This window comes from Cellulomonas wangleii, from assembly GCF_018388445.1.
Classification (GTDB): domain Bacteria; phylum Actinomycetota; class Actinomycetes; order Actinomycetales; family Cellulomonadaceae; genus Cellulomonas; species Cellulomonas wangleii.
Genome location: NZ_CP074405.1, coordinates 1,106,051 through 1,129,351 on the forward strand (window position 1 = coordinate 1,106,051; position 23,301 = coordinate 1,129,351).

Here is a 23,301-nt window from a genome sequence, read left to right on the forward strand (position 1 = left end):
GGGACCAGCACGGGGGATCGATGACGCACGGGACCGACCGCGACACGCCGACCGACGACGCCGCGGAGCGACCTGTCGGCGACGGGCCCGCCGCGCCTGCGGCGCCCGCCGGTGGGACCGGTGTGGGCATCGAGGAGTCCGGGGCCGCGGCGGCGACCGGCACGACCGGCACGGACGAGGCGGCCGACGGCGACGAGCTCGCCCACGCCGACGCCGCTGTCGACGACGCTGCCGAGGGTGCCGCTGTCGGCGACGCTGCCGAGGGTGCCGCTGTCGGCGACGCTGCCGAGGGTGCCGCTGTCGACGACGCTGCCGAGGGTGCCGCTGTCGACGACGCTGCCGAGGGTGCCGCTGTCGACGACGCTGCCGAGGGTGCCGCTGTCGACGACGCTGCCGAGGGTGCCGCTGTCGACGACGCTGCCGAGGGTGCCGCTGTCGACGACGCTGCCGAGGGTGCCGCTGTCGACGACGCTGCCGAGGGTGCCGCTGTCGACGACGCTGCCGAGGGTGCCGCTGTCGACGACGCTGCCGAGGGTGCCGCTGCCGAGCGCGGTGCTGCCGGCGACACTGCCGAGCATGCCGCGGGCACGAGGGCCGCGGACGAGGGGACCACGGACGTGGCCCGCGGCGACACGCCCGGCACGGGCCGGGGCGCCGCGGTCGGCGTGGCCGCGACCCGCGCCGCCCGTCCGCTCGCGCCCCCGCAGGCCGAGCCGCTCGCCGCGTGGCCGTCGTGGGAGGACGTGGCGGTGACCGCACCCGCGCCCGCCCCGGCTGCGGACACCGACGACGTCCCGCAGACCGCCGAGGTCCCCCGGGCCGACGCCACGCCCGGTGCGGGCGACGCCGGGCATGACGCGACCGGTGCCGCCGAGCAGGGTGTCGCCGAGGAGCCCGAGCGCGACACGGAGGTCTCGGCCGCGGCCGACCCGGCCGACGACGGGCGGGACCCCGACGGCGACTCGCCGCGCGACGAGGAGCCGGACCCGCAGCCCCGGCCGGTGCTCGATCTCGGCGGCTTCTCCGCACTCGCCTTCACCGCGCTCAACGCCGCCTCCGTGGGTGTGCCGGCCCACGCGCTCGCGCAGAACCGTGCCGGTGGCGCACCGGCCGACGCCGCCGCACCGACCGACGCCGCCGCACCGGCCGACGCCGCCGCACCGACCGACGCCGCCGCACCGACCGACGCCGCCGCACCGACCGACGCCGCCGCACCGACGGACGACGGCTCCGCGGCCGGCAGTGAGACCCCTGCCGACGGGCCTGCGGCGACCGTGACCCCCTCGCAGGGCGCGGACGCGACGACGGACGGGCCGACCGACGCCGTCGCGCGGGATGGGGCGGGCCCGGACGGCGTGACCGGCGGACCGCCGTCGGACGACGCGCCCGCCCCGCGGGCGGACGGCACGGGCTCGCCCGCCCCGACCGCTGACGACGAGGAGCCGCAGCCCTCGGTGGGCGGCGACCGTGACGACGCCACCCCCGGCGCCACGGCCGCTGCGGCCACCGCCGCGGGTGCCGACGCCGACTCCACGGCACCCCCGGCGCCGTCGGACGACGCGCGACCGACCGACCGCCCGGAGGCGGACCCGCAGGCCACGGCGCTGATCACCGCGGTGCCCCGGTCCGCACCCGCGGCGCCCGCCACGTCGTGGCCGCGCACCGCGGGCGACGGCCGCGGTGACGGCGACGGACCGGTGGACGCGCCCGGCGACGGCCGTGCGACCTCGCCGCTCGACGGGTTCGACGCCGAGGACGGTCGCAGGCGCTGGCCGCGCAGGCTGGCCGTCGTCGGCGGTGCGGTCGTCCTGCTCGGGGGGCTGTACGTCGGGTCGTCGTACGCGCTCGCCGACCGTGTCCCGCGCGGCGCCACGGTCGCCGGCATCGAGATCGGCTCGATGTCGTCCGAGGAGGCGGAGCAGGCGCTGACCGCCGGACTGGCGGAGCGCACGACGACGCCCGTCCCCGTGGTCGCGCAGGAGGTGCAGTCCGAGATCGACCCCGTGGCCGCAGGGCTGACGCTCGACGTGGACGCGACGGTCGCGCGGTTGACCGGCGTCGACCTGACCGAGCCCGTGCGGCTGTGGCGTCACCTCGTCGGCGTCGGCGAGCAGCCGCCCGTCACGCAGGTCGACGACGACGCGATGGACGCCGCCCTGACGCAGCTCACGGGTTCGCTGACCCTCGCCCCGGTCGACGGCACGGTGGTGTTCGCCGACGGCGCCGCCCACGCGACCGAGGCGGTCGACGGGTGGGAGCTCGACGAGGACGGCGCCGCGGTGGTGCTGCAGGACTCCTGGCTCACCGGGACGCGTCCGCTCGAGCTGCCGACCGAGGTGCTGCCACCCGCCGTGTCGGAGGAGGAGACGCAGCGCGCGCTGCGGGAGATCGCCCAGCCCCTGGCCGCGGCGCCGGTGACCGTGCAGGTCGCCGACCGGCAGGCCACCCTCGACGTCCCGACGCTCACCGCCGGGGCGGCGCTCGTGCCCGTGGACGGCACGCTGCAGCTGCAGCTCGACGGCCCCGCTCTCGGCGAGGCCGTGCTGGCGCAGCTGCCCGACCTGCTGACCACGGCGGCGGACGCGCGGTTCGAGTTCCAGGACGGTGCACCGGTCATCGTCCCCGGCACGCCCGGCACGACGCTCGACCCGGCCGCCCTGGCGACGTCCGTCGCGCAGGCGGCGACGGCGGGCACCGACCGTGTCGCACCGGTCGAGCTGGTCCAGTCCGACCCGGCGCAGACCACCCAGGCCCTCGAGGCGCTCGGCGTCAAGGAGATCGTCTCGCAGTTCTCCACGCCCCTGACGAGCGAGCCGCGCCGCACGGCGAACATCGCCCAGGGCCTGAAGAACATCACGGGCAAGCTCGTGCGGCCGGGCGAGACGTTCAGCCTCACCGAGGCGCTGGGTCCGGTCGACGGCGCTCACGGGTTCGTGCAGGCCGGTGCGATCGTCAACGGCGAGCACAAGGACGCGTGGGGCGGCGGCCTGTCACAGGTGTCGACGACGACGTTCAACGCCGCGTTCCTCGCAGGCTACGAGGACGTCGAGCACACCCCCCACAGCGAGTGGTTCTCCCGGTACCCCGAGGGGCAGGAGGCCACGATCTTCACGGGCACCATCGACATGAAGTGGAAGAACAACACTCCCTACGGGGCGCTCGTGCAGGGTTTCGTCGCGGACGGGCGGGCGCACGTGCGCATCTGGAGCACCAAGCACTTCACCGTCGAGACGTCCACCAGCGGGCGCTCCGGCGTGGTGGCCCCCACGACGGTGTACTCCCAGTCCCCGACGTGCGAGCCGCAGAGCGCGGGCAACCCCGGGTTCACGGTGACCAACACGCGGCGCGTCTACCTCGGTGAGGAGCTCGTGGACACGCAGTCGAGGACGTGGCGCTACAAGCCGCAGAACAAGGTGGTGTGCGGGTCGCCGCCCGCCGCGACGCCGGCGCCCTGACGTCAGCCGGTGCCCCCGTCCCCCCGCCGCGCCCGCGGCGCCGGGGGCGGGGGCACCGTCTTCGCCCGGACGACGTCCTGCGCCGGCACGTGCACGACGCCCCGACGCGTGCGGACGGTGACCCCGGCGTCGTCGACGGCCACGACCTCGCCGAGCACGTCGGTGAACGGCGGCTCGCCGCCGCGCAGCGTCCCGGGCACCGTCCCCGGGGGCAGGTCGTCGCGTCGTCGGCGCACGACGACCCGCGTCCCGGGCGTCCAGGTGCGCCAGACGTCCGGGCTCACGCCGGTCCTCCCGTGTCGGAGGTTGGACGTCGGGTCGTGGCAGGTCGCACGTGGGGGATACTAGGTCGACCGCTGCACCCGTGGAGGACCCGCCGTGACGTATGTGATCGCCGAACCCTGCGTGGACGTCAAGGACAAGGCGTGCATCGAGGAGTGTCCGGTCGACTGCATCTACGAGGGCAAGCGCTCCTTGTACATCCACCCGGACGAGTGCGTGGACTGCGGTGCCTGCGAGCCGGTGTGCCCGGTCGAGGCGATCTACTACGAGGACGACGTGCCGGAGCAGTGGTCGTCGTACTACGAGGCGAACGTGCACTTCTTCGACGAGATCGGATCGCCGGGCGGTGCCGCGAAGATGGGGCAGATCGAGCACGACCACCCGATCATCGCCACCGTCCCGCTGCGCGTGCACGGCGAGTGACCGCCGCGCGCACCCGGGTGGGGGACCCGTGGGCCTGCTGACCGCCGCGCTGCCGGACTTCCCCTGGGACTCCCTGGTGCCCGTGCGCGAGCGGGCGCGCGCGCACCCCGGCGGTCTGGTGGACCTGTCCGTGGGGACGCCGGTCGACCCGACCCCGGAGGTGGTGCGCGAGGCGCTCGCCGCCGCCGCGGACTCGCCCGGCTACCCGACCACGCACGGCACGCCGGCGCTGCGCGAGGCCGTCGTGGCGTGGTTCGCCCGCCGTCGCGGCGTGCCCGGCCTGGACCCCGACGCGGTGCTGCCGACCGTCGGGTCCAAGGAGCTGGTGGCGTTCCTGCCGTCGCTGCTGGGCCTCGGTGCCGGTGACGCCGTGCTGCACCCGGCGACCGCGTACCCGACGTACGACGTCGGCGCGCGCCTCGCCGGTACGGTGCCGGTGCCCACGGACGATCCCGTGCGCCTGCTCGCGTCGCGCGACGACGTGCGCCTGGTGTGGCTGAACTCCCCGGGCAACCCCGACGGCTCGGTGCTGGGCGTCCAGGAGCTCGCCGCCGTCGTGGACGCGGCGCGTGCCGCCGCGGGACGAACGGGTCGGCCCGTCGTCGTCGCGTCGGACGAGTGCTACGCCGAGCTGGCGTGGGACGAGCCGTGGGCGAGCAGCGGCGTGCCGAGCGTGCTCGACCCGCGCGTGACGGGCGGCGACCTCACCGGGCTCCTGTCGGTGTACTCGCTGTCGAAGCAGTCGAACCTGGCCGGGTACCGGGCCGCGTTCGTGGCGGGTGACCCGGCGCTGGTCGCCGGGCTGCTGGAGACGCGCAAGCACGCCGGGATGATCGTCCCGGGTCCGGTGCAGGCGGCGATGACGGCGGCCCTGCAGGACGACGCCCACGTGGCCGAGCAGCGCGAGCGCTACCGCCGCCGCCGGTCCGTCCTGCGGCGCGGGTTCGAGGCCGCCGGGTACGTGGTGGACCGCTCGCACGCCGGCCTGTACCTGTGGGTGCGGCCGGACGGACCGCCGCAGGACGCCTGGTCGACGGTGGCCGACCTGGCGTCGCTGGGCCTGCTGGTGGCGCCCGGCGCGTTCTACGGGTCGGCTGCGGCGGGGCACGTACGGGTGGCGCTCACCGCCCCGGACGAGCGGATCGCCGAGGCGGCCGCACGGCTCACCGGCGCCTGAGTCACCCGGTCCGCCGCGCGGGTCCCGCTCACCCTGGCGCGCGTATAGATTGGGCGGCACCCGCTGTGAGGAACATCACATCAGGCCCAAGCCCCGCCCGCACGTTGGTCAAGACAGCGTTCTCGCAGGTACCGTCGCTGCGGGCCGACGGGGGTCACCACCGTGCGTCGGTCGTCCCACCGGTCAGCGCGGCGATCCGCCGGGGCAGGTCGGACACGCTCGTCGGCGCAGGAAGGAACACCCATGTCGGACGTCGTCACCGCACCGGTGCAGGCACCTGTCCAGCTCGTGGTCGACGGGCAGGCACGCGACCTGCCCGTGGTGCCCGCCGCGGAGGGCAACGACGGCATCGTCGTCTCCTCCCTGCTGCGCGACACCGGTCTGGTGACCGTCGACCCGGGGTTCATGAACACCGCGTCGTGCGAGTCGCGGATCACCTACATCGACGGTGACGCGGGCATCCTGCGGTACCGCGGCTACCCGATCGACCAGCTCGCCGAGCACTCCTCGTTCCTCGAGGTCGCGTACCTGCTCATCCACGGCGAGCTGCCGACCCCGCAGGCGCTCTCGGCGTTCGAGGACCGCGTCAACCGGCACACCCTGGTGCACGAGGACTTCCGCACCTTCATGGGGACGTTCCCGCGCAACGCGCACCCCATGGCGGTCATGGCGTCGGCGCTCAACGCGCTGTCCACGTTCTACCCGGAGTCCCTCGACCCGTTCGACTCCGACACGGTCGAGCTGGCGACGGTCCTCATCCTCGCCAAGACGCGGACCATCACGTCCTACGTGCACCGCGCCTCCAAGGGCGAGCCGCTGCTGTACCCGGACTACTCGCGCGGGTACGTCGAGGACTTCCTGCGCATGACGTTCGCGGTGCCGTACCAGCAGTGGGACCCGGACCCGACCGTGGTCAACGCGCTGGACAAGCTGCTCATCCTGCACGCGGACCACGAGCAGAACTGCTCGACCTCCACGGTCCGCGTCGTCGGGTCGAGCCACGCCAACATCTACGCCTCGGTCGCGGCCGGCATCAACGCGCTCTCCGGCCCGCTGCACGGCGGCGCCAACGAGGCCGTGCTGAAGATGCTGGGCCAGATCAAGGAGAACGGCGGCGACGCCACCGACTTCATGCGACGCGTGAAGAATAAGGAGGACGGCGTCCGCCTCATGGGCTTCGGCCACCGGGTCTACAAGAACTACGACCCGCGCGCGGCCATCGTCAAGCAGAGCGCGCACGAGGTGCTGCAGGCGCTCGGCGGTGAGGACGAGCTGCTCGACATCGCGCTGGGGCTCGAGGAGATCGCCCTGTCCGACGACTACTTCGTCTCGCGCAAGCTGTACCCGAACGTGGACTTCTACACCGGGCTGATCTACAAGGCCATGGGCTTCTCGGAGCAGATGTTCACGCCGCTGTTCGCGCTGGGCCGCATGCCCGGCTGGATCGCGCAGTGGCGCGAGATGATGAACGACCCGCAGACGAAGATCGGCCGCCCGCGCCAGGTCTACACCGGCGCCACCGAGCGCGACTACGTGCCCGGCGACCGCCGCTGACCCACGCCCCGTCGACCCCCGGCCGCCCTGCGCGGCCGGGGGTCGACGTCGTTCAGCCGGCGACGGTGAGGCGGACCTGACCGGGCGGCAGCGGGTCGGTCCCCGTCGGCTCCCAGGTCGGCGTCGTCCGCGTCCACACGACGTCGCCCACGGCGACCGCCTCCAGGTCGACGGCCCACGCGACCGCCACGGCCCACTGGCCGAGGAACCAGCCGGCCCGGCCGGGCTCGTCGAGCGGGAGCGAGCCCGCCGTGAGGTCGACGGTCGCCGGCCGGTCGCCCTCGGCGGGTGTCACGGTGGCCGGGGCGTCGCCGAGGTCGCGCGCGATGCGGGCGAGCACGGGGTCGACACCCCCCGCGTCCTCGACGGGGTGCAGGGTGCACCGCAGCGCTGCGGGGGAGTGGCCCGTGAGTGCCGACGCCCACGCCCGCGCCCGGACCTCGTGCTGGGCGTACGCGTCCGGGAACCCGCTGCGCTGCACCGCCTGGGCGGCCTCCGTGACCGCCATGTCCTGGTAGCCGGGGACCTTCTCCAGGCCCTCGAAGAACTTGGTGGTCGCGTAGACGGGGTCCATGATCTGCTCGACGGTGCCCCACCCCTGCGACGGGCGCTGCTGGTACAGCCCGACGGAGTCGCGGTCGCCGTAGTCGATGTTCTCGAGGCGCGACTCCTGCAGCGCCGTGGCGATGCCGATGGTGACGGCACGGGCGGGCAGGCCCCGCCGGGTGGCGACGGCCGACGCCAGCGCGGCGTGCTGCGCCTGGTCGGGGGTCAGGCTCCAGTCCGTGCCGTCCAGCTGCGCCACGCAGCGCTCGGCGGCCGGTGGGCTCGGCCGGGCACGGTCGAGCAGCGCGACGACCGCCGCCACGCCGAGCGCCACGAGGACCACGGCGGCCACCGCGGTGGCGAGCGCGGGCACGCACCCGCCGCGGCGACGTCTCGTCACGTCGTCAGTTGGCGTGCAGGGCGGAGTTCAGGTGCACGCCGGCGCCGGAGCGTGCGACGGCCTCGACCTCACCGGTGCGCGAGTTGCGGCGGAACAGGACGTTGTCCGCCCCCGCGAGCACGCGCGCCTTGACGACCCGGGCGCCGTCGTCGTCCGCGGCCCCGTCGACGTCGAAGCCGACGAGCCGCACCTTGGTGCCCGCCGTCACGTACAGGCCGGCCTCGACGACGCAGTCGTCGCCCAGCGGGATGCCCAGCCCGGAGTTCGCACCGAGCAGCGACCGCTGCCCGATCGAGACGACCTCGCGCCCTCCGCCGGACAGCGTGCCCATGATCGAGGCGCCGCCGCCCACGTCCGAGCCGTCGCCCACCACGACACCGGCGGAGATCCGCCCCTCGACCATGGACGTGCCCAGCGTCCCGGCGTTGAAGTTGACGAACCCCTCGTGCATGACGGTGGTGCCCGGGGCGAGGTGCGCGCCGAGCCGTACCCGGTCGGCGTCGGCGACGCGCACGCCCGACGGCAGCACGTAGTCGACCATCCGGGGGAACTTGTCGACCCCGTACACGGTCACCGGGGTGCCCGTGGCGGCGCGCAGCCGCAGCCGGGTCGCCTCGAAGTCCTCGACCGCGCACGGGCCGCGGTCGGTCCACACCACGTTGGGCAGGGCGCCGAACAGGCCGTCCAGGTTGACCCCGTGGGGGCGCACCAGGCGGTGCGACAGCAGGTGCAGCCGCAGGTAGGCGTCCGCCGTCCCGGCGGGGGGCGCGTCCAGGTCCACGACCGTGGCCACCAGCACGGCCAGGACGCGCCGGGCGGGGTCCTCGCGCTCGCACGCGGCGAGCTCGGCGGGGGCGTGCTCGCGCACGGACGCGGCGTCGCCGGCGTCCAGGCCCGCGGGCGGCTCGCCGAGCTCGGGCGCCGGGTACCAGACGTCGAGCGTGGTCCCGGTGTCGGTGACGGTGGCGAGGCCGAGGCCCCAGGCGGTGCGGTCGGTCATGGCCAGCAGCCTACGGCGCGCGCCGCACCCAGCCCTGCGCGCGTAGGGTCGGGACGTGGCTGCCGACGACCTCCTGGACCTGTCCGCCGACGTCGTGACGCTGACGCGTCAGGTGTGCGACGTCCCTTCCGTCAGCGGGGCGGAGACCGTCCTGGCGGACGCCGTCGAGGCCGCGCTGCGGGCGTACCCGCACCTGGAGGTGCTGCGCGACGGTGACGCCGTCGTGGCGCGCACGTCGCTGGGCCGTGGGCGGCGCGTGGTCGTCGCGGGGCACCTGGACACCGTGCCCGTCGCGGACAACCTGCCCACCCGGCTCGACGGGGACGTGCTGTGGGGCCGGGGCACCGTCGACATGAAGGCGGGCGTCGCGGTGGCGCTGTCGCTCGCGGCGGCGCTGACGGAGCCGGTGCACGACGTGACGTGGGTGTTCTACGACCACGAGGAGGTCGACGCCGACCTCAACGGGCTCGGGCGGCTCGTGGCGCACCACCCGGACTGGCTCGCGGCGGACTTCGCGGTGCTCGGCGAGCCGAGCGACGGCGGCCTGGAGGGCGGGTGCAACGGGACGCTGCGCGTCGAGGTGCGCCTCACCGGCGTCGCGGCCCACTCGGCCCGCGCGTGGGTGGGGGTCAACGCCGTGCACGCCGCGGGCGAGGTGCTGCGTCGGCTCGCGGCGTACGAGCCCGCGACGGTCGAGGTCGACGGGCTGGCGTACCGCGAGAGCCTCAACGCGGTGCGCATCACCGGCGGCGTCGCCACCAACGTGATCCCCGACGCCTGCGTGGTCACCGTCAACTACCGGTTCGCGCCGTCGCGCAGCGTCGACGAGGCGGTCGCGCACGTGCGCGAGCTGTTCGCGGGGTACGACGTCGTCGTCACGGACGCGGCGGCGGGTGCGCGGCCCGGACTCGACGCCCCGGCCGCGCAGGACTTCGCGGCCGCCGTCCTGGCCGTCACGGGCGGCCGCCCGGCGCCCAAGTACGGGTGGACGGACGTCGCCCGGTTCAGCGCGCTGGGGGTGCCGGCCGTCAACTTCGGACCCGGGGACCCGCTGCTGGCGCACAAGGACGACGAGCGGGTGCCGGTCGCCCAGATCGAGCTGTGCCACCGCGCGCTGCGGGCGTGGCTGACGGGTGCGCAGCCCGAGGACCTGCCGCTGGGCACCGCCTGACGTCCCCGTCCCACGTCTGACCCCGCCCGACCGGCCTCGCCTAGGCTCGGGGGATGACCCCCGACGACACGCGGGCACCCGCCCCCGAGTACCGCCGCGGCCCCGTCCTGCTGCGCCGCGACCAGATCCCCGCCACCACGTCCGACCAGCGCCTGCTGTCCGGCCCCGAGGGGGCCGGGTGGCTGCACTCCGACCCCTGGCGGGTCATGCGGATCCAGAGCGAGTTCGTGGAGGGCTTCGGCGCGCTCGCCGAGGTCGGACCCGCCGTCAGCGTGTTCGGCTCCGCCCGGGTGAAGCCGGGCGACCCCTACTACGCGATGGCGCAGGACGTGGCGCGCGGTCTGGTCGAGGCCGGGTACGCCGTGATCACCGGCGGTGGGCCGGGGATCATGGAGGCGGCCAACCGGGGGGCGACCGAGGCGAGCGGCCTGTCCGTCGGGCTCGGCATCGAGCTGCCGTTCGAGCAGGGCATGAACGAGTGGGTCGACCTGGGCGTCAACTTCCGCTACTTCTTCGCCCGCAAGACGATGTTCGTCAAGTACTCGCAGGGCTTCGTCGTGCTGCCCGGAGGGTTCGGCACGTTCGACGAGCTGTTCGAGGCGCTCACGCTGGTGCAGACCCACAAGGTGACCGGGTTCCCGATCGTCCTGCTCGGGGGCGACTACTGGACGGGCCTGCTGAGCTGGCTGCGCGACACCGTGCACCCGCAGGGCATGATCGCGGAGGTCGACGTCGACCTGCTGCAGGTCGCGGCCGACGCCGAGGAGGCCGTCGAGATCGTCGTGCGGCGCGGTGCCGAGCTGCGCGCCGAGGAGGAGGCGGCGGTGCGCGCGGCCGCGCGCGACCAGCGCGCGGCGGCCGCGGCCGGCGAGGCGCGTGCGCGCGACGGCCGGCGGGCACGGGACGCGGGCGCGACCGGGACGGACGGCCCGCTCACGGACGGCGGGTGGTGACCGAGCCGCCCCTGCCCGGCGTCCCGGCCGGCGCAGCGCCGCTGCGGCTGCGCGGTCGCACGTTCGGCGCCGACCACCCCGTGGTCATGGCGGTGGTCAACCGCACCCCGGACTCCTTCTACGCCGCGGCGCGTCACGGCGCCGACGCGGTCGACGCCGCGGTCGACCGCGCCGTGGCCGAGGGGGCCGACGTCCTCGACGTGGGCGGTGTGCGGGCCGGTCGCGGGCCCGTCGTCGACGAGGCCGAGGAGATCGCCCGCGTGCTGCCGGTCGTCGAGCGCGTCCGTGCCCGGTACCCGGACCTGCTGGTGAGCGTCGACACCTGGCGTGCGGGCGTCGCGCGGGCCGCGGCGGACGCCGGCGCCGACCTGCTCAACGACACGTGGGCCGGGCACGACCCGGCACTGGTCGAGGTGGCCGCCGAGCGCGGGCTGGGCGTCGTCTGCTCGCACACCGGCGGTGCCACCCCGCGCAGCGACCCCTTCCGTGTCACCTACCCCGCGCCGGAGGGCGTCGACCCCCTCGACGGCGTCGTCGCGGACGTCGAGCGGACGCTGACGGCGTCGGCCGCCCGGGCCGTGGCGCTGGGCGTGGACCCCGCCTCCGTGCTCGTCGACGCGACGCTCGACTTCGGCAAGACGACGTGGCACTCGTTGCACCTGCTCAGAAACACCCCGAAACTCGTCCACATCGGGCACCCTGTGCTCGTGGCGATCTCACGCAAGGACGTGGTGGGCGAGACGCTGGACCTCCCGCCCGAGGACAGGCTCGAGGGCACGTTGGCGGCGACGGCCGTGGCGGCCTGGCTCGGCGCCCGCGTGTTCCGGGTGCACGACGTGGCCGCGACCCGGCGGGCGCTCGACATGGTCGCCGCGATCCGCGGCGAGCGGGCACCCCTGCGGGCGCTGCGAGGGCTGCTGTGAGCGCCGGGACCCCCGCCCGGGGGGTGCCTGCCACCGCGGCCCCGCCGTCCCCGCGGGACGCCGGGGACGCGGGGGACGCGCAGGACGCCGACCCCCGCCGCGCCGAGGGGCCGGTCCACCGCCTCGTGGCGCGTGTGCGGGCGTGGCCCTGGTGGGTGCACGTGCTGCTCGTCTGGGGTGCGTCGCGCCTGCTCGCGGCGGTCGCGTTCCTCGTGACGGCCACCGTCCAGAAGCCGACGTCGTGGACCGCGGGCGACCCGCCGTACCAGCTCTTCGTCGCGGTGCCGTTCGACGCCGGGTGGTACCAGCAGATCGCCGACACCGGGTACCCGGCCGAGCTGCCCCGGGACGACCAGGGCCTGGTGCAGCAGAACCCGTGGGCCTTCTTCCCGCTGTACCCGATGCTCGTGCGGACCGTGATGACGCTCACGGGCGGCTCGTGGGTGGCGGTCGCCCCGACGGTGGCGCTCGTGCTGGGGGCCGCGGCGGTGCTCGTCGTGCACGAGGTCGTCCGGGTCGGTGCACCGCGCGCGGTCGCAGCCCGCCCCGGGCTCCCGCTGGCGACCGTCGCGCTGGTCTGCGCGTTCCCGTCCGCGGCCGTCCTGCAGGTGGCGTACACCGAGTCCACCGCGCTGCTGCTGGTGGCCACGTCGCTGCTGCTGATCGTGCGGCGGCGGTACGGCTGGGCGGCGGTCGCCGTCCTGGCGCTCGGGTTCGCCCGTGCCGTGGCCCTGCCCATGGTCGCGGTGGTCGTGGTGCACGCGGCGGTCCGCTGGTGGCGTGCCCGACGCGGTGAGGACGACCTCGGGCGCCGCGACGCCGCGGGTCTGCTCGGCCTGGCGCTGGCGGCGGGGGTGTCCGGTGTGGCCTGGCCCGCGATCTGCGGCTGGGTGACCGGTGTGCCGGACGGGTACCTGCAGACGCAGGAGGCCTGGCGCGGCGTGCGGGAGGTCACGCCCTTCCTCGGGTGGACGTACGTCCCGCAGTTCTGGCTCGGGGAGTGGGCCGTGCCGGCCCTGGTCGCCGGGTTCGGCCTCATGGCCGCGGTCCTGCTCGTGCCGGCCGCCTGGCGGCTGGGCCCCGAGCTCCACGCGTGGTCGGTGGCGTACGTGCTCTACATCGTCGCGGTCATCGAGCCCGGGTCGAGCCTGGCCCGGTTCCTGCTGCTCGCGTTCCCGCTGGGAGCGGTGACCGCCGGGGCGGTCCGGCGCCCGCCGTGGGCGCGGCGTGCCTGGTTCGTGGCGGTGCTCGTCGTCATGCTGGCGCTGCAGGCCCTCTGGATCCGGCAGATGTGGGAGTCCAACCCCGCCGGCGACTGGCCACCGTGACCCGTTCGTGCCGCCCGCACCCGGGCGGCGTCCTCGCGCGGTGAACTAGGATGTCCGGTGGACAACCGGCAGATCAGGCGGTTGTCGGGGCGACCCGGCAGCGCGCCGGGCCGGCAACGTACGAGGCGAAGGAGAGGCCCGGATGGCCGCGATGAAGCCGAGGACCGGCGACGGACCGCTCGAGGTGACCAAGGAGGGTCGCGGCATCGTCATGCGCGTCCCGCTCGAGGGCGGCGGACGGCTGGTGGTCGAGCTCAACGCGACCGAGGCCGCCGAGCTGGGTGAGGCCCTCACCTCCGTCGTCGGCTGACGACCTGCGGATGAGCCCTCGCACCACCGGCGTGGCCCCGCGGACCGCGCCGCGCACCCCACCGACCGTCGACCTGCACGCGGCGACCGTCGTCGACTCCCCGCTCCTCACGGACGGGTCGGTCGACGCGGTCGCGGTGCAGGTGGCCCCGCGGCGTCCGGGCGACGACGCCCTGCAGCCGCGCTCCGGCACGCCCCAGGCCGCGGCCCGGTACGGCGTCGACCTGGCGGAGCTGGCCGAGCGTGCCGGCCTCACCGGTGCGGCTGGTGAGGCGTTCACCGTCCACCTGCCGCTGCCGGTCGGCTCGTCCGTGGTGCTGCCCTGGGCAGGGCTGCCGCCGCGCATCGTCCTCGTCGGCGTGGGGGACGAGAGCCCTACCGCGCTGCGCCGTGCCGGTGCCGCGCTGGCCCGGGCGACCCGCGGCCTGCGGCGCGTCGCCGCGACCGTCGGCGCGCAGACCCACGACGACGACGCCGCCGCCGCCCGTGCCGCGCGCGCCGTGGCCGAGGGCTACCTGCTGGCGGCCTACACGCTGCCGCGCATGGCCGCGGAGCCCGCGTCCCCCGCGCAGGCGCCCGCCGACCTGGTGCTGCTGGGCCGCGACGGCCCCGCGGTGCGGGAGGCGGTCACGACCGCCGCGACCGGTGCCGCCGCCACGTGGCTGGTCCGGGACCTGGCGAACACGCCGTCGAACGTCAAGAACCCCGCCTGGATGGCGGACCGTGCCCGTCACCTCGGCTCGAAGGCCGGCCTGGACGTCGAGGTCCTGGGGCCGCGCGAGCTCGCCGCCGGCGGGTTCGGCGGCATCCTGGCCGTCGGCGGGGGGTCCGCCTCCACGCCCCGGCTCGTCCGCGTCTCGTACACGCCTGTCGACGGCGACGGCCGTCACGTCGTCGTGGTCGGCAAGGGCATCACCTACGACACGGGGGGCCTGTCGATCAAGCCCCGCGAGGCCATGGTGCCCATGAAGACCGACATGGCGGGGTCGGCCGTCGCCCTCGCCACCGTGCTCGCCGCGGCGCAGGCGCAGGTGCCGCACCGCGTCACGGCCGTGCTCCCGCTGGCGGAGAACCACGTGGGCGCGGCGTCGTACCGGCCGGGTGACGTGGTGACGATCCACGGCGGCACGACCGTCGAGATCGCGAACACCGACGCGGAGGGTCGACTCGTCCTCGCGGACGCGCTGGCCTGGGCCGACGCGACCCTCGACCCGGACGTGCTCATCGACGTCGCGACGCTCACGGGTGCCGCGACGCTGGGTCTGGGCCGTCAGCACGCGGCGCTCTACGGCACGGACGACGCGCTCGTCGCCGGGCTCTCGGCAGCGGGGGAGCGCACCGGTGAGCTCGTGTGGCACATGCCGCTCGTCGCGGAGTACGAGGAGGCCGTGCGCTCGTCGGTCGCCGACCTGCGCCACGTCCCCGAGGACCGTCGGATCGGTGGCGGGTCCATCACCGCCGCGCTGTTCCTGCGCCGGTTCGTCGGGCAGCGCCGGTGGGCGCACCTCGACATCGCAGGTCCGGCGCGCTCGACCTCCGACAAGCACGAGGTCACCGAGGGCGCCACGGGGTACGGCGCGCGGCTCCTGCTGGAGTACCTCGGCTCGCTCGACTGAGCCGCCCGGCTCCCGGCGGTGCCGCCCCGGTGGCGGCGCTGTCGGCCGGTCGTGGTCGGCGCCGCGCGGCCGGCCTCAGCGGCGCACGGCCACCAGCAGGCCGTCGCCCGTGGGCAGCAGCGCCGGCAGCAGCCGGTCGTCGGCGCGGACCTGGCGCCCGACGTCACGCACGGTCGTCGTGGCCTCGTCGCGCCGGGCGGGGTCGGCGACGCGGTCGTGCCACAGCGCGTCGTCCACCGCCAGGACGCCGCCGGGACGCAGGAGCCGGACGGCCTGCTCGACGTAGCCGGGGTAGTTCTCGACGTCCGCGTCGACGACGACCATGTCGTAGCCGCCGTCCGTGAGCCGCGGCAGCACGTCCAGCGCGCGACCGGAGATGGCCCGCGTGCGGGTGCTGCGCACACCTTCCTCGGCGAACGCCTCCTTCGCGGCGCGCTGGTGCTCGAGCTCGAGGTCGATCGTCGTCAGGACGCCGTCGGCCGGCATGCCGCGCAGCAGGTACAGCGACCCGACGCCGGCGCCCGTGCCGACCTCGACGACCGCCCGGGCCTGCGCCGCCGCGGCGAGCACGCGCAGCGCCGCGCCCGCACCCGGCAGGACGGGGGTGCAGCCGAGGTGGGACGCACGCTCCCGGGCCCGCAGCAGGACGTCGTCCTCGTCGAGGAACTCCTCGCAGTACACCCAGCTCTGCGCCTTGTCGGTGGAGATGACGGCCTCCTCGTCGCGGGCCCCGAGCGGGCTCGTCCTTGCCGGTCAGCGTAGTCCCGCGGCGTCGGCGGTGGCCGGACCCGGTGCGCGTGGCGCAGCCTCGTCCCGGAGGGGGTTCCGCCCACGACGAACACGGGTCGAGGACGCCGCCGTGACCTGGGAGACTGAGGCCCAGCGCCGGACCGAGGAGAGTGCCCGTAGATGAGTGCCCAGCCCCCCGAGTGGCAGGCCCCGTCGTGGGAGGAGATCGTCCGCGAGCACTCCGGCCGCGTGTACCGGCTCGCCTACCGGCTGACGGGCAACCGGCACGACGCCGAGGACCTCACGCAGGAGACGTTCGTGCGCGTGTTCCGGTCCCTGCACACGTACAGCCCCGGCACGTTCGAGGGCTGGCTGCACCGCATCACCACCAACCTCTTCCTCGACCAGGCGCGGCGCCGTCAGCGCGTGCGCATCGAGCCCATCGGCGACGACACCGAGCGCTGGACGTCGCCGGACCGGCTGTCGACGCCCGAGCGCGCCTTCGAGGCCGGCAACCTGGACCACGACGTCCAGCGCGCGCTCGACGACCTGCCCCCCGAGTACCGCGCCGCGGTGGTGCTGTGCGACATCGAGGGTCTGTCGTACGAGGAGATCGCGGTGACCCTCGGCATCAAGCTCGGCACCGTGCGCTCGCGGATCCACCGCGCGCGGGCGCGCCTGCGGGTGGCGCTGGCGCACCGCCGGGCCGAGGTCGCCGGGCACGCCGACGCCACGGCAGTGCTGCCGGACCCGGCGGAGGTGGTCCGGTGATGCACCTCGGGTCGCGCATCAGCGCACTGGTCGACGGGCAGCTCGACGCGGCCGCCACGGAGCGTGCCCTCGCGCACGTCGCGACGTGCGGGCAGTGCTCCCGGGAGCTCGCCGCGGCGCGGGAGGCGCGCCGTGCGCTCGCCGCAGCCGCCGAGGACCCCGTGGTGCCGACGGCGGACCTCACCGCCCGGCTGCTCTCGCTGTCGGCCCAGGCGGTACCGCCGGCGCCCGGGCCGCGCGACCCGTTCGCCGTCGCCGGCGGTGCGGCACTCCCGTACGCCGCGACGCACGCCCTGCGCGGCGACGTCGTCACGCGCCGCACCCCGGTGCGCCTCGTGGTCGGGTCCGTCGCGGGCCTGGGTGCGGTCGCCGCCGCGCTGTTCGTGCTGGGGGAGCGGCCGGTCGTCACGCCCACGTCGCACCCCGCCGCGGTGCTCGGCCTGCTGGCGCACGCCTCGGACGGCCCCGCCGCGGGGACCTCCCCGGCCGACGACGACACCGTCGCCTGGCTGCGCAGGCACGGGTGGACCTTCCCCGGGACCCTGCCCGAGGGGTGGCGCGTCGGCGCCGTCACGTGGTCGTCCGGCAGCCCGCAGGTGCTCTCGGTCGAGGTGGAGTGCCCCGGGGGGACGTTCGTCGTCACCGAGCAGCAGGGCCGCCTGGACACGGCCGCACTGGCCGGGGCCCCCGTGCGCGAGGTCGGCGGACGACAGGTGCACGTGCTGTCCGTCGAGCCGTGGCACGTCGCGTGGCAGTCCGAGGCCACGGTCGTGCAGGTGGTCGCGGCGCAGGACGACGGCGACGTCGACGCCCTGGTCGCCGCGTTCCCGTCCGGTGGCTACGACGACACGGTGACCGGGCGGATCAGCCGCGGCTGGCAGACCGTCTCGGCCGTGTGGGAGCGCCCGTGACCGCCGGCCCGCCGCCGTACGGCGCCGCGGACCCCGCGGACCCCGCGGACCCCGCGGACCCCGCGGCCGAGCCGGCACCTCCCGGCGACGCGGCCGAGCCGGCACCTCCCGGCGACGCCGCCGAGCCCGTTCCCGCACCCGTCGCTCCCGTTCCCGCACCCGTCGCTCCCGTTCCCGCACCCGTCGCTCCCGTTCCCGCACCCGTCGAGCCGGTCCCCGCACCCTTGCCCGTCCCCGCACCCGCTGAGCCCGTCGACCCGGGTGCCGGCGCCGTGCCGCCCCCCGCCGCGCAGGCGGGCAGCCCGGTCGCCCCGTCCGCGGCCCCCGCCCCGCTGTTCGCGGCGCCATCGGCGTACCGCCGGACCGACGTCGCGATCGCCCCGGGCGCAGGCTCGGTCCCGGGCACGGGGCAGGTGCGCGGGTACGGCGACCACCCGGGCGTCGCCGCCGCGCCGGGCGCCGCCCCGGCGGTCCCCGGTCACCCCGGTGTGCCCGGGTACCCCGGTGCGCCCGGGCACGGCGGTCCACCGGGTGCCCCGCTGCCCGACGCCCCCCTGTCCGACGCCCCTCTGCCCGACGCCCCGCGGCGTCGCCGCCGGCGCCGGGCGCTCTCGGTGGCGTGGGTGGCCCCGCTCGTCGCGCTGTCCCTCGCCGCCGGGTTCGCCGGTGGCCTCCTCGGTGCCCGCGCGCTGCCGGGCGACGGCCGCCGCGTCGACGCCGGCCTGCCGGTCGTCCTCGAGCCGGGCGTCCCTGTGGACCGCGAGCCGGGCTCGATCGCGGCGATCGCGGCCGGTGTGCTGCCCAGCGTCGTCTCGATCGAGGTGACCACCGCCGACGGCTCGGGCTCCGGCTCCGGGTTCGTGCTGCGCCAGGACGGGTACGTGCTGACGAACAACCACGTGGTCGCGGGCGCGTCCGACGGCGCGCTCGTCGTCCAGTTCTCCGACGGCACGGAGATGGCGGGCACGGTCGTCGGTGCGACCGGCGACTACGACCTCGCCGTGGTCAAGGTCGAGGCGACGGGCCTGACCCCGCTGGCGCTCGGCGACTCGGACGCGATCGCCGTGGGAGACCCGGTCGTGGCGATCGGTGCGCCCCTCGGGCTGGTGGGCACGGTGACCACGGGCATCGTCAGCGCGCTCAACCGTCCGGTCGTCGCCGGCGACCCGGGTGACACGGCGTTCATCAACGCGATCCAGACGGACGCGGCGATCAACCCCGGCAACTCGGGCGGCCCGCTCGTCAACGCCCGGGGCGAGGTCGTCGGCATCAACTCGGCCATCGCCCAGCTGCCCGGCCGGCTCACCGGTGTCGGCAGCATCGGCCTGGGCTTCGCGATCCCGTCCAACCAGGCACGCCGCACGGCCGAGCAGCTCATCGAGACCGGCCGCGCCACGTACCCGGTGATCGGTGTGCTGCTGGACCCGGAGTACTCCGGCGAGGGCGTGCGCGTCTTCGAGCAGGACCCGCCCGACACGCGTGCGGTCACGCCGGACGGTCCGGCCGACGTCGCGGGGATCCGCCGCGGCGACGTCATCCTCGCCATCGACGGCCGACCGGTGACCGCGTCGGAGGAGCTCATCGTCTCCATCCGCGCGCGCACACCGGGCGACACGGTGGTGCTGCGCGTGCGCACCGGCGACGACGAGCGCGACGTGCGGGTGCGGCTGGTCGAGGGGCCGTCGGACTGAGAGCCCGGCCGCCGTGCCCGTCGCGGTAACCTGAGCAGGTGTTCGGGATCAACGGCGGCGAGCTGCTCGTCCTGCTGCTCGTCGCCGCCCTGGTGGTCGGACCCGAGCGGCTGCCGGCCTACGCCGAGCAGCTGGCGGGGTGGGTGCGGCGCCTGCGCGACGTGGCCCGCGACACCAAGGACCGCGTCGACGCCGAGCTCGGTGCCGACGACGTCGACTGGGCGGCGCTCGACCCCCGGCGGTACGACCCGCGCCGCATCGTGCGGGACGCGCTGCTCGACGAACCGTCCGCCCACGAGCCGTCCCGGCCTGCCGCGCCGCGCCCCGGGCGGGTGCGCGCGACCGCGGCCGCCGCCGCACCGACGGCGGCGTTCGCCCGCGCGGCTGCGCCACCGGGTGGTCCCGCGCCGTTCGACGACGAGGCGACCTGACCGCCCCACGTCCGGCACCTCAGCCCAGCCGCACCATGCTCCACCCGCACCGCACCGGCCCCGGCCGACGACCCCCAGGAGGACCCCGCATGACCCAGGTGCTGTCCTCGTCGCAGCCGGCCACGCCGTCCGCCGCAGGCCGACGGATCTTCTCGGGCATGCAGCCGACGTCGGACTCCCTCCAGCTCGGCAACTACCTCGGCGCGCTGACCCAGTGGGTCGCGCTGCAGGACACGCACGACGCCATCTACTGCGTCGTCGACCTGCACGCGCTCACGGTCGGGCCGGACCCGAAGGTGCTGCGCGAGCGGACCCGGCGCACGGCCGCGCAGTACCTGGCGGCCGGGGTGGACCCGCAGCGGTCCATCCTGTTCGTGCAGTCGCACGTGCCCGAGCACGCCGAGCTCGCCTGGATCCTGTCGTGCCACACGGGGTTCGGCGAGGCGGGGCGGATGACGCAGTTCAAGGACAAGTCGGCCCGGCACGGCTCGGACGGCACCACCGTCGGGCTGTTCACGTACCCGGTGCTGATGGCCGCGGACATCCTGCTGTACGACACGGCGCTCGTGCCCGTGGGCGAGGACCAGCGCCAGCACCTCGAGCTGACGCGCGACCTGGCGCAGCGGATGAACTCCCGCTTCGGCAAGGGCACGGTCGTCGTCCCCGAGCCGTACATCGTGTCGGCCACGGCCAAGATCTACGACCTGCAGGACCCGACCGCCAAGATGAGCAAGTCGGCCGAGAGCCCCAACGGGCTCATCGAGCTGCTGGACGACCCCAAGGTCGTCGCCAAGCGCATCCGGTCGGCCGTGACGGACGCCGAGCGGGAGATCCGGTACGACCCGGCGACCAAGCCGGGGGTGTCCAACCTCCTGACCATCCTCTCGGCCCTGTCCGGGCGGGCGATCCCGTCGCTGGAGGCGGACTACGTCGGCAAGGGCTACGGGGACCTGAAGAAGGACCTCGCGGAGGTCGTGGTCGACTTCCTCACCCCGTTCCAGGAGCGGGTGCGCCACTACATGTCGGACCCGTCGGCGCTCGACGACGTCCTGGCCGACGGTGCGGCGCGGGCCCGTGAGCTCGCCACGCCGACGCTCGAGCGGGTGTACGACCGCTCGGGTCTGCTGCCGCGGCGTCGGACGCGCGCGTGAGGCTTCCCCGGGCCGCCGCGGGCGAGACGGTCGTCGGCGTCGCGATCGCGGTGCCCGAGCCGTTCCGCACGCAGCTGCACGACGCCCGCGTGCGGTTCGGCGACCCCGAGGCGCGCAACATCGTGCCCCACGTGACGCTCGTCGGGCCCACCCCCGTGGCGGACGACCGCCTGGCGGCGCTGGACGAGCACCTCGCGGCGACGGCGGCCCGGCACCACCCGTTCCGGATCCGGCTGCACGGGACGCAGACGTTCCGGCCGGTGTCCCCGGTGGTGTTCGTCGCTCTGGTCGAGGGTGCCTCGCAGTGCGCGGGGCTGGAGTCGGCGCTGCGCGTCGGGAGCCTGCAGGTCGCCACGCAGTTCCCGTACCACCCGCACGTCACGGTGGCGCACGACCTGGACGACGCCGCGCTCGACGCGGCGCAGGCCGCGATGGTCGACTACGACGCCGCGTTCGACGTCACCGGTATCCACCGGTTCGTGCACGACGGGACCGGCTGGTGCCCGGTCCGCCGGTTCGCCCTGGGCGCCGTGACCGGCGCCCCGGATGCCCCGGGGGCGGCGCACCCCTAGATTCGTCGCCATGGATCGGCGCACCACCCGGCACGAGCGGACCGTCGCAGCACCGCCCGCGGGCGCCGGAGCGGCGCACCGGCACGCCACCGAGGAGGCGCCGGACCCGGTGGCCGGGCCGCGGTGGGCGGCGGGGTTCCCCGGGGTCGTGCAGCGCGTGCAGGCTCTGCTCGCGTGGTGGCAGCGGACGCGGGTGGCCCGCGCCAACGCGCGTTTCGGTGCGGCCGGCGGCGGGCTGCTCACGGGCGGGATCGCGTACACGACGTTGTTCTCGGTGTTCGCCGGGCTCACGATCGGCTACACGGCGTTCATGGCGGTCCTCGGCGGGAACGCGGAGCTGCGTGCGACGGTGCTGCGGACGATCGGGCAGTCGCTGCCCGGGCTGATCGACACCGGCGACGGCGAGGGGCTGCTGAAGCCGGACCAGCTCGAGCTGAGCACGGGGCTCGGCATCGCCGGCGTCGTCGCGTTCGGCGTCCTGCTCTTCACCGCGATCTCCGCCACGGCGGCGCTGCGCACGGCGGTCCGCGCGATGTTCGGTGCGCACACCGCCGGCAACGTGGTCCTGGGCAAGCTGCGCGAGCTGGGCGCGTTCGTCGGCATCGCACTGGCGGTGCTGCTCTCGGCGGTCCTCGGCATCGCGGTGACGACGGCGGCCGACTGGCTGCTGGGGCTCGTGGGCTGGTCGGACACGTCCGGGCTGGTGGTGCGGGTCGCGGGCATCCTCGTCGCGTTCGTGGTCGACGCAGGGCTGTTCGTCATGATCGTGCGCGTCCTCGCCGGTCAGGCGCCCGCGCGGCGCGACCTGCTGGGGGGAGCCGCCATCGCCGGGGCGGGGCTCGGGATCGTGCGGGTCCTCGGCACGGCCGTGGTGGCAGGCTCGGTGCGCAGCAACCCGGTGCTCGCGTCCTTCGCGGTGATCGTGGTGCTGCTGGTGTGGATGAAGCTCATCGCCCGCATCGTGCTGCTCGCGGCGGCCTGGACCGCGAACCCGCCGGCGCCGTCACCGGCGGATCAGGAGGGCGACGACGCGAGCGCGGCCAGCAGCGCGGTGAGCCGCGCGGCGTAGGCCGCCACCCCGGCGCGGGTGCGCGCGGGCTCACCGACGCGCAGCAGGTTCAGCATGCCCGGGTCGCCGGCCTCCTGACCGGCGGCGATGCGGTCGGTCGACGCGGTCATGCGCGGGACCACGTGCCGCGCGACGTCCTGCGCGGCCGGCGCCGGGCGCCCCAGCGCGGCCGCCTGCTCCCCGTACGCCCGGGTGAGCAGGCGCAGGCGGCGCGCGCCCTCCTGCGCGCCGGGTTCGGCGTACAACGGCACACCGCTCCAGGCGAACATCACCAGGTCGTCCAGCGGCACGCCCGGGCCGGCGACGTCCCAGTCCACGACGCCCACGACGTCGTCGGCGCCGGGCCCGGCGACGAGCATGTTGTACATCGTCGCGTCGTGGTGGCACACGATCTCGCCGGGGGCGAGGTCCCGGTCCACCAGGCGCCAGCGCGCCTCGACCGGCCGCAGGTCCGCCACCGCGTCGTGGTACCGCGCCAGCCAGGCCGCGCCGGACGCGAGGCGGGCGTCGGTCACCTCGGCGAGGTCGACCACCTCACCGGGGAGGTGCTCGAGCACCTCGCGGCCCTGCGCGTCGATCCCCAGCGGGGCGGGAACCCCGTCCAGCCCGCGGGAGCGCACGTGGTCGAGGAGCGCGTGCACGGTCGGCGTCCAGGGTCCGGCCGGGCGGCGCACGGTGGGACCCACGCGCACGGCGCCGCCGACGTTGCCGCCCGGCAGCGTCACCTCGGGTGCGCCGGGGTCGGGCTCGACGTAGCGCGGCAACGCGTCCAGCGGGTCCGGGGCCGGCCCTGTGGGCGGACCGGCGGGGCGCTCGTCGGTGGGCACGCGTCAGCATGC

At 75.8% G+C, this 23,301-nt stretch carries 22 protein-coding genes; 17 read left to right on the plus strand and 5 right to left on the minus strand.

Going from position 1 to position 23,301, the window contains the following annotated elements; genetic code table 11:
* Positions 1–20: 20 nt before the first annotated feature.
* Complete coding sequence (locus tag KG103_RS05170; RefSeq protein ID WP_213319991.1) at positions 21–3,455, plus strand: VanW family protein; 3,435 nt, start codon at positions 21–23, stop codon at positions 3,453–3,455.
* Positions 3,456–3,457: 2 nt separating this feature from the next.
* Here KG103_RS05170 and KG103_RS05175 read toward each other — a convergent pair whose 3' ends face one another.
* A complete protein-coding gene (locus tag KG103_RS05175) occupies positions 3,458–3,739 on the minus strand; it encodes a putative acetyltransferase (protein ID WP_207341605.1) in 282 nt (93 codons plus the stop codon).
* A gap of 94 nt (positions 3,740–3,833) precedes the next feature.
* On the opposite strand from KG103_RS05175, the gene fdxA reads away from it, so the two are divergent.
* The 3 genes from fdxA (at position 3,834) to KG103_RS05190 (ending at position 6,891) form a co-directional block, all read left to right on the plus strand.
* On the plus strand, positions 3,834–4,160 hold the full coding sequence (gene fdxA / locus KG103_RS05180) for a ferredoxin (RefSeq protein ID WP_089803176.1): 327 nt from the start codon (positions 3,834–3,836) through the stop codon (positions 4,158–4,160).
* 28 nt (positions 4,161–4,188) lie between these two features.
* Entirely contained in the window at positions 4,189–5,337 is a 1,149-nt protein-coding gene (dapC, locus tag KG103_RS05185; RefSeq protein WP_207341606.1) for a succinyldiaminopimelate transaminase, read from the plus strand.
* Between the two features lie 243 nt (positions 5,338–5,580).
* Positions 5,581–6,891 carry a citrate synthase gene (locus tag KG103_RS05190; RefSeq protein ID WP_207341607.1) on the plus strand — a complete coding sequence of 437 codons (1,311 nt, stop codon included), beginning with the start codon at positions 5,581–5,583 and terminating at the stop codon, positions 6,889–6,891.
* 52 nt (positions 6,892–6,943) lie between these two features.
* On the opposite strand, the gene KG103_RS05195 is transcribed toward KG103_RS05190, so the two are convergent.
* Together KG103_RS05195 and dapD are read right to left on the minus strand one after the other, a co-directional pair.
* On the minus strand, positions 6,944–7,837 hold the full coding sequence (locus tag KG103_RS05195) for a hypothetical protein (protein WP_207801460.1): 894 nt from the start codon (positions 7,835–7,837) through the stop codon (positions 6,944–6,946).
* Positions 7,838–7,841: 4 nt separating this feature from the next.
* Positions 7,842–8,837 (minus strand): 2,3,4,5-tetrahydropyridine-2,6-dicarboxylate N-succinyltransferase, encoded by a 996-nt coding sequence (gene dapD, locus KG103_RS05200; RefSeq protein ID WP_207341608.1) that lies wholly within the window; start codon positions 8,835–8,837, stop codon positions 7,842–7,844.
* A gap of 55 nt (positions 8,838–8,892) precedes the next feature.
* Here dapD and dapE point away from each other — a divergent pair, with 55 nt between their 5' ends.
* From dapE to KG103_RS05230, 6 genes are all read left to right on the plus strand, one after another.
* Positions 8,893–10,008, plus strand: coding sequence for a succinyl-diaminopimelate desuccinylase (gene dapE, locus KG103_RS05205; RefSeq protein ID WP_207341609.1), 1,116 nt, complete (start codon positions 8,893–8,895; stop codon positions 10,006–10,008).
* A gap of 53 nt (positions 10,009–10,061) precedes the next feature.
* Positions 10,062–10,961, plus strand: a complete 900-nt coding sequence (locus KG103_RS05210) for an LOG family protein (protein WP_207341610.1) — start codon at positions 10,062–10,064, stop codon at positions 10,959–10,961.
* Entirely contained in the window at positions 10,958–11,884 is a 927-nt protein-coding gene (folP, locus tag KG103_RS05215) for a dihydropteroate synthase (RefSeq protein ID WP_207341611.1), read from the plus strand. The genes KG103_RS05210 and folP overlap by 4 nt, the downstream gene beginning before the upstream one ends.
* Positions 11,885–11,907: 23 nt before the next feature.
* A complete protein-coding gene (locus KG103_RS05220) occupies positions 11,908–13,212 on the plus strand; it encodes a hypothetical protein (RefSeq protein WP_207341612.1) in 1,305 nt (434 codons plus the stop codon).
* A 142-nt stretch (positions 13,213–13,354) separates the two neighbouring features.
* A complete protein-coding gene (locus KG103_RS05225; RefSeq protein WP_013116243.1) occupies positions 13,355–13,522 on the plus strand; it encodes a DUF3117 domain-containing protein in 168 nt (55 codons plus the stop codon).
* Positions 13,523–13,532: 10 nt separating this feature from the next.
* Positions 13,533–15,137 carry a leucyl aminopeptidase family protein gene (locus tag KG103_RS05230; RefSeq protein WP_207341613.1) on the plus strand — a complete coding sequence of 535 codons (1,605 nt, stop codon included), beginning with the start codon at positions 13,533–13,535 and terminating at the stop codon, positions 15,135–15,137.
* Positions 15,138–15,212: 75 nt separating this feature from the next.
* On the opposite strand, the gene KG103_RS05235 is transcribed toward KG103_RS05230, so the two are convergent.
* Complete coding sequence (locus KG103_RS05235) at positions 15,213–15,845, minus strand: O-methyltransferase (RefSeq protein ID WP_207341711.1); 633 nt, start codon at positions 15,843–15,845, stop codon at positions 15,213–15,215.
* A 201-nt stretch (positions 15,846–16,046) separates the two neighbouring features.
* On the opposite strand from KG103_RS05235, the gene sigE reads away from it, so the two are divergent.
* The 7 genes from sigE to KG103_RS05270 all read left to right on the plus strand — a co-directional run bounded on the left by sigE (position 16,047) and on the right by KG103_RS05270 (position 22,462).
* Entirely contained in the window at positions 16,047–16,637 is a 591-nt protein-coding gene (gene sigE, locus KG103_RS05240; RefSeq protein ID WP_207341614.1) for an RNA polymerase sigma factor SigE, read from the plus strand.
* Positions 16,637–17,548, plus strand: coding sequence for a zf-HC2 domain-containing protein (locus tag KG103_RS05245; RefSeq protein ID WP_207800760.1), 912 nt, complete (start codon positions 16,637–16,639; stop codon positions 17,546–17,548). The genes sigE and KG103_RS05245 overlap by 1 nt, the downstream gene beginning before the upstream one ends.
* Complete coding sequence (locus KG103_RS05250) at positions 17,545–19,239, plus strand: S1C family serine protease (RefSeq protein ID WP_249670813.1); 1,695 nt, start codon at positions 17,545–17,547, stop codon at positions 19,237–19,239. The genes KG103_RS05245 and KG103_RS05250 overlap by 4 nt, the downstream gene beginning before the upstream one ends.
* A gap of 38 nt (positions 19,240–19,277) precedes the next feature.
* Positions 19,278–19,670, plus strand: a complete 393-nt coding sequence (locus KG103_RS05255; RefSeq protein ID WP_207341616.1) for a Sec-independent protein translocase family protein — start codon at positions 19,278–19,280, stop codon at positions 19,668–19,670.
* An 89-nt stretch (positions 19,671–19,759) separates the two neighbouring features.
* Positions 19,760–20,821, plus strand: a complete 1,062-nt coding sequence (gene trpS, locus KG103_RS05260) for a tryptophan--tRNA ligase (RefSeq protein ID WP_207341617.1) — start codon at positions 19,760–19,762, stop codon at positions 20,819–20,821.
* Positions 20,818–21,393 (plus strand): 2'-5' RNA ligase family protein, encoded by a 576-nt coding sequence (locus tag KG103_RS05265; RefSeq protein ID WP_207341618.1) that lies wholly within the window; start codon positions 20,818–20,820, stop codon positions 21,391–21,393. The genes trpS and KG103_RS05265 overlap by 4 nt, the downstream gene beginning before the upstream one ends.
* 10 nt (positions 21,394–21,403) lie before the next feature.
* Positions 21,404–22,462: a YihY/virulence factor BrkB family protein gene (locus tag KG103_RS05270; protein WP_207341619.1), complete on the plus strand. Its 1,059-nt coding sequence runs from the start codon at positions 21,404–21,406 to the stop codon at positions 22,460–22,462.
* Here the strand turns inward: KG103_RS05270 and KG103_RS05275 are convergent.
* A complete protein-coding gene (locus KG103_RS05275) occupies positions 22,408–23,289 on the minus strand; it encodes a phosphotransferase (RefSeq protein ID WP_249670814.1) in 882 nt (293 codons plus the stop codon). The genes KG103_RS05270 and KG103_RS05275 overlap by 55 nt on opposite strands.
* Between the last annotated feature and the right edge of the window lie 12 nt (positions 23,290–23,301).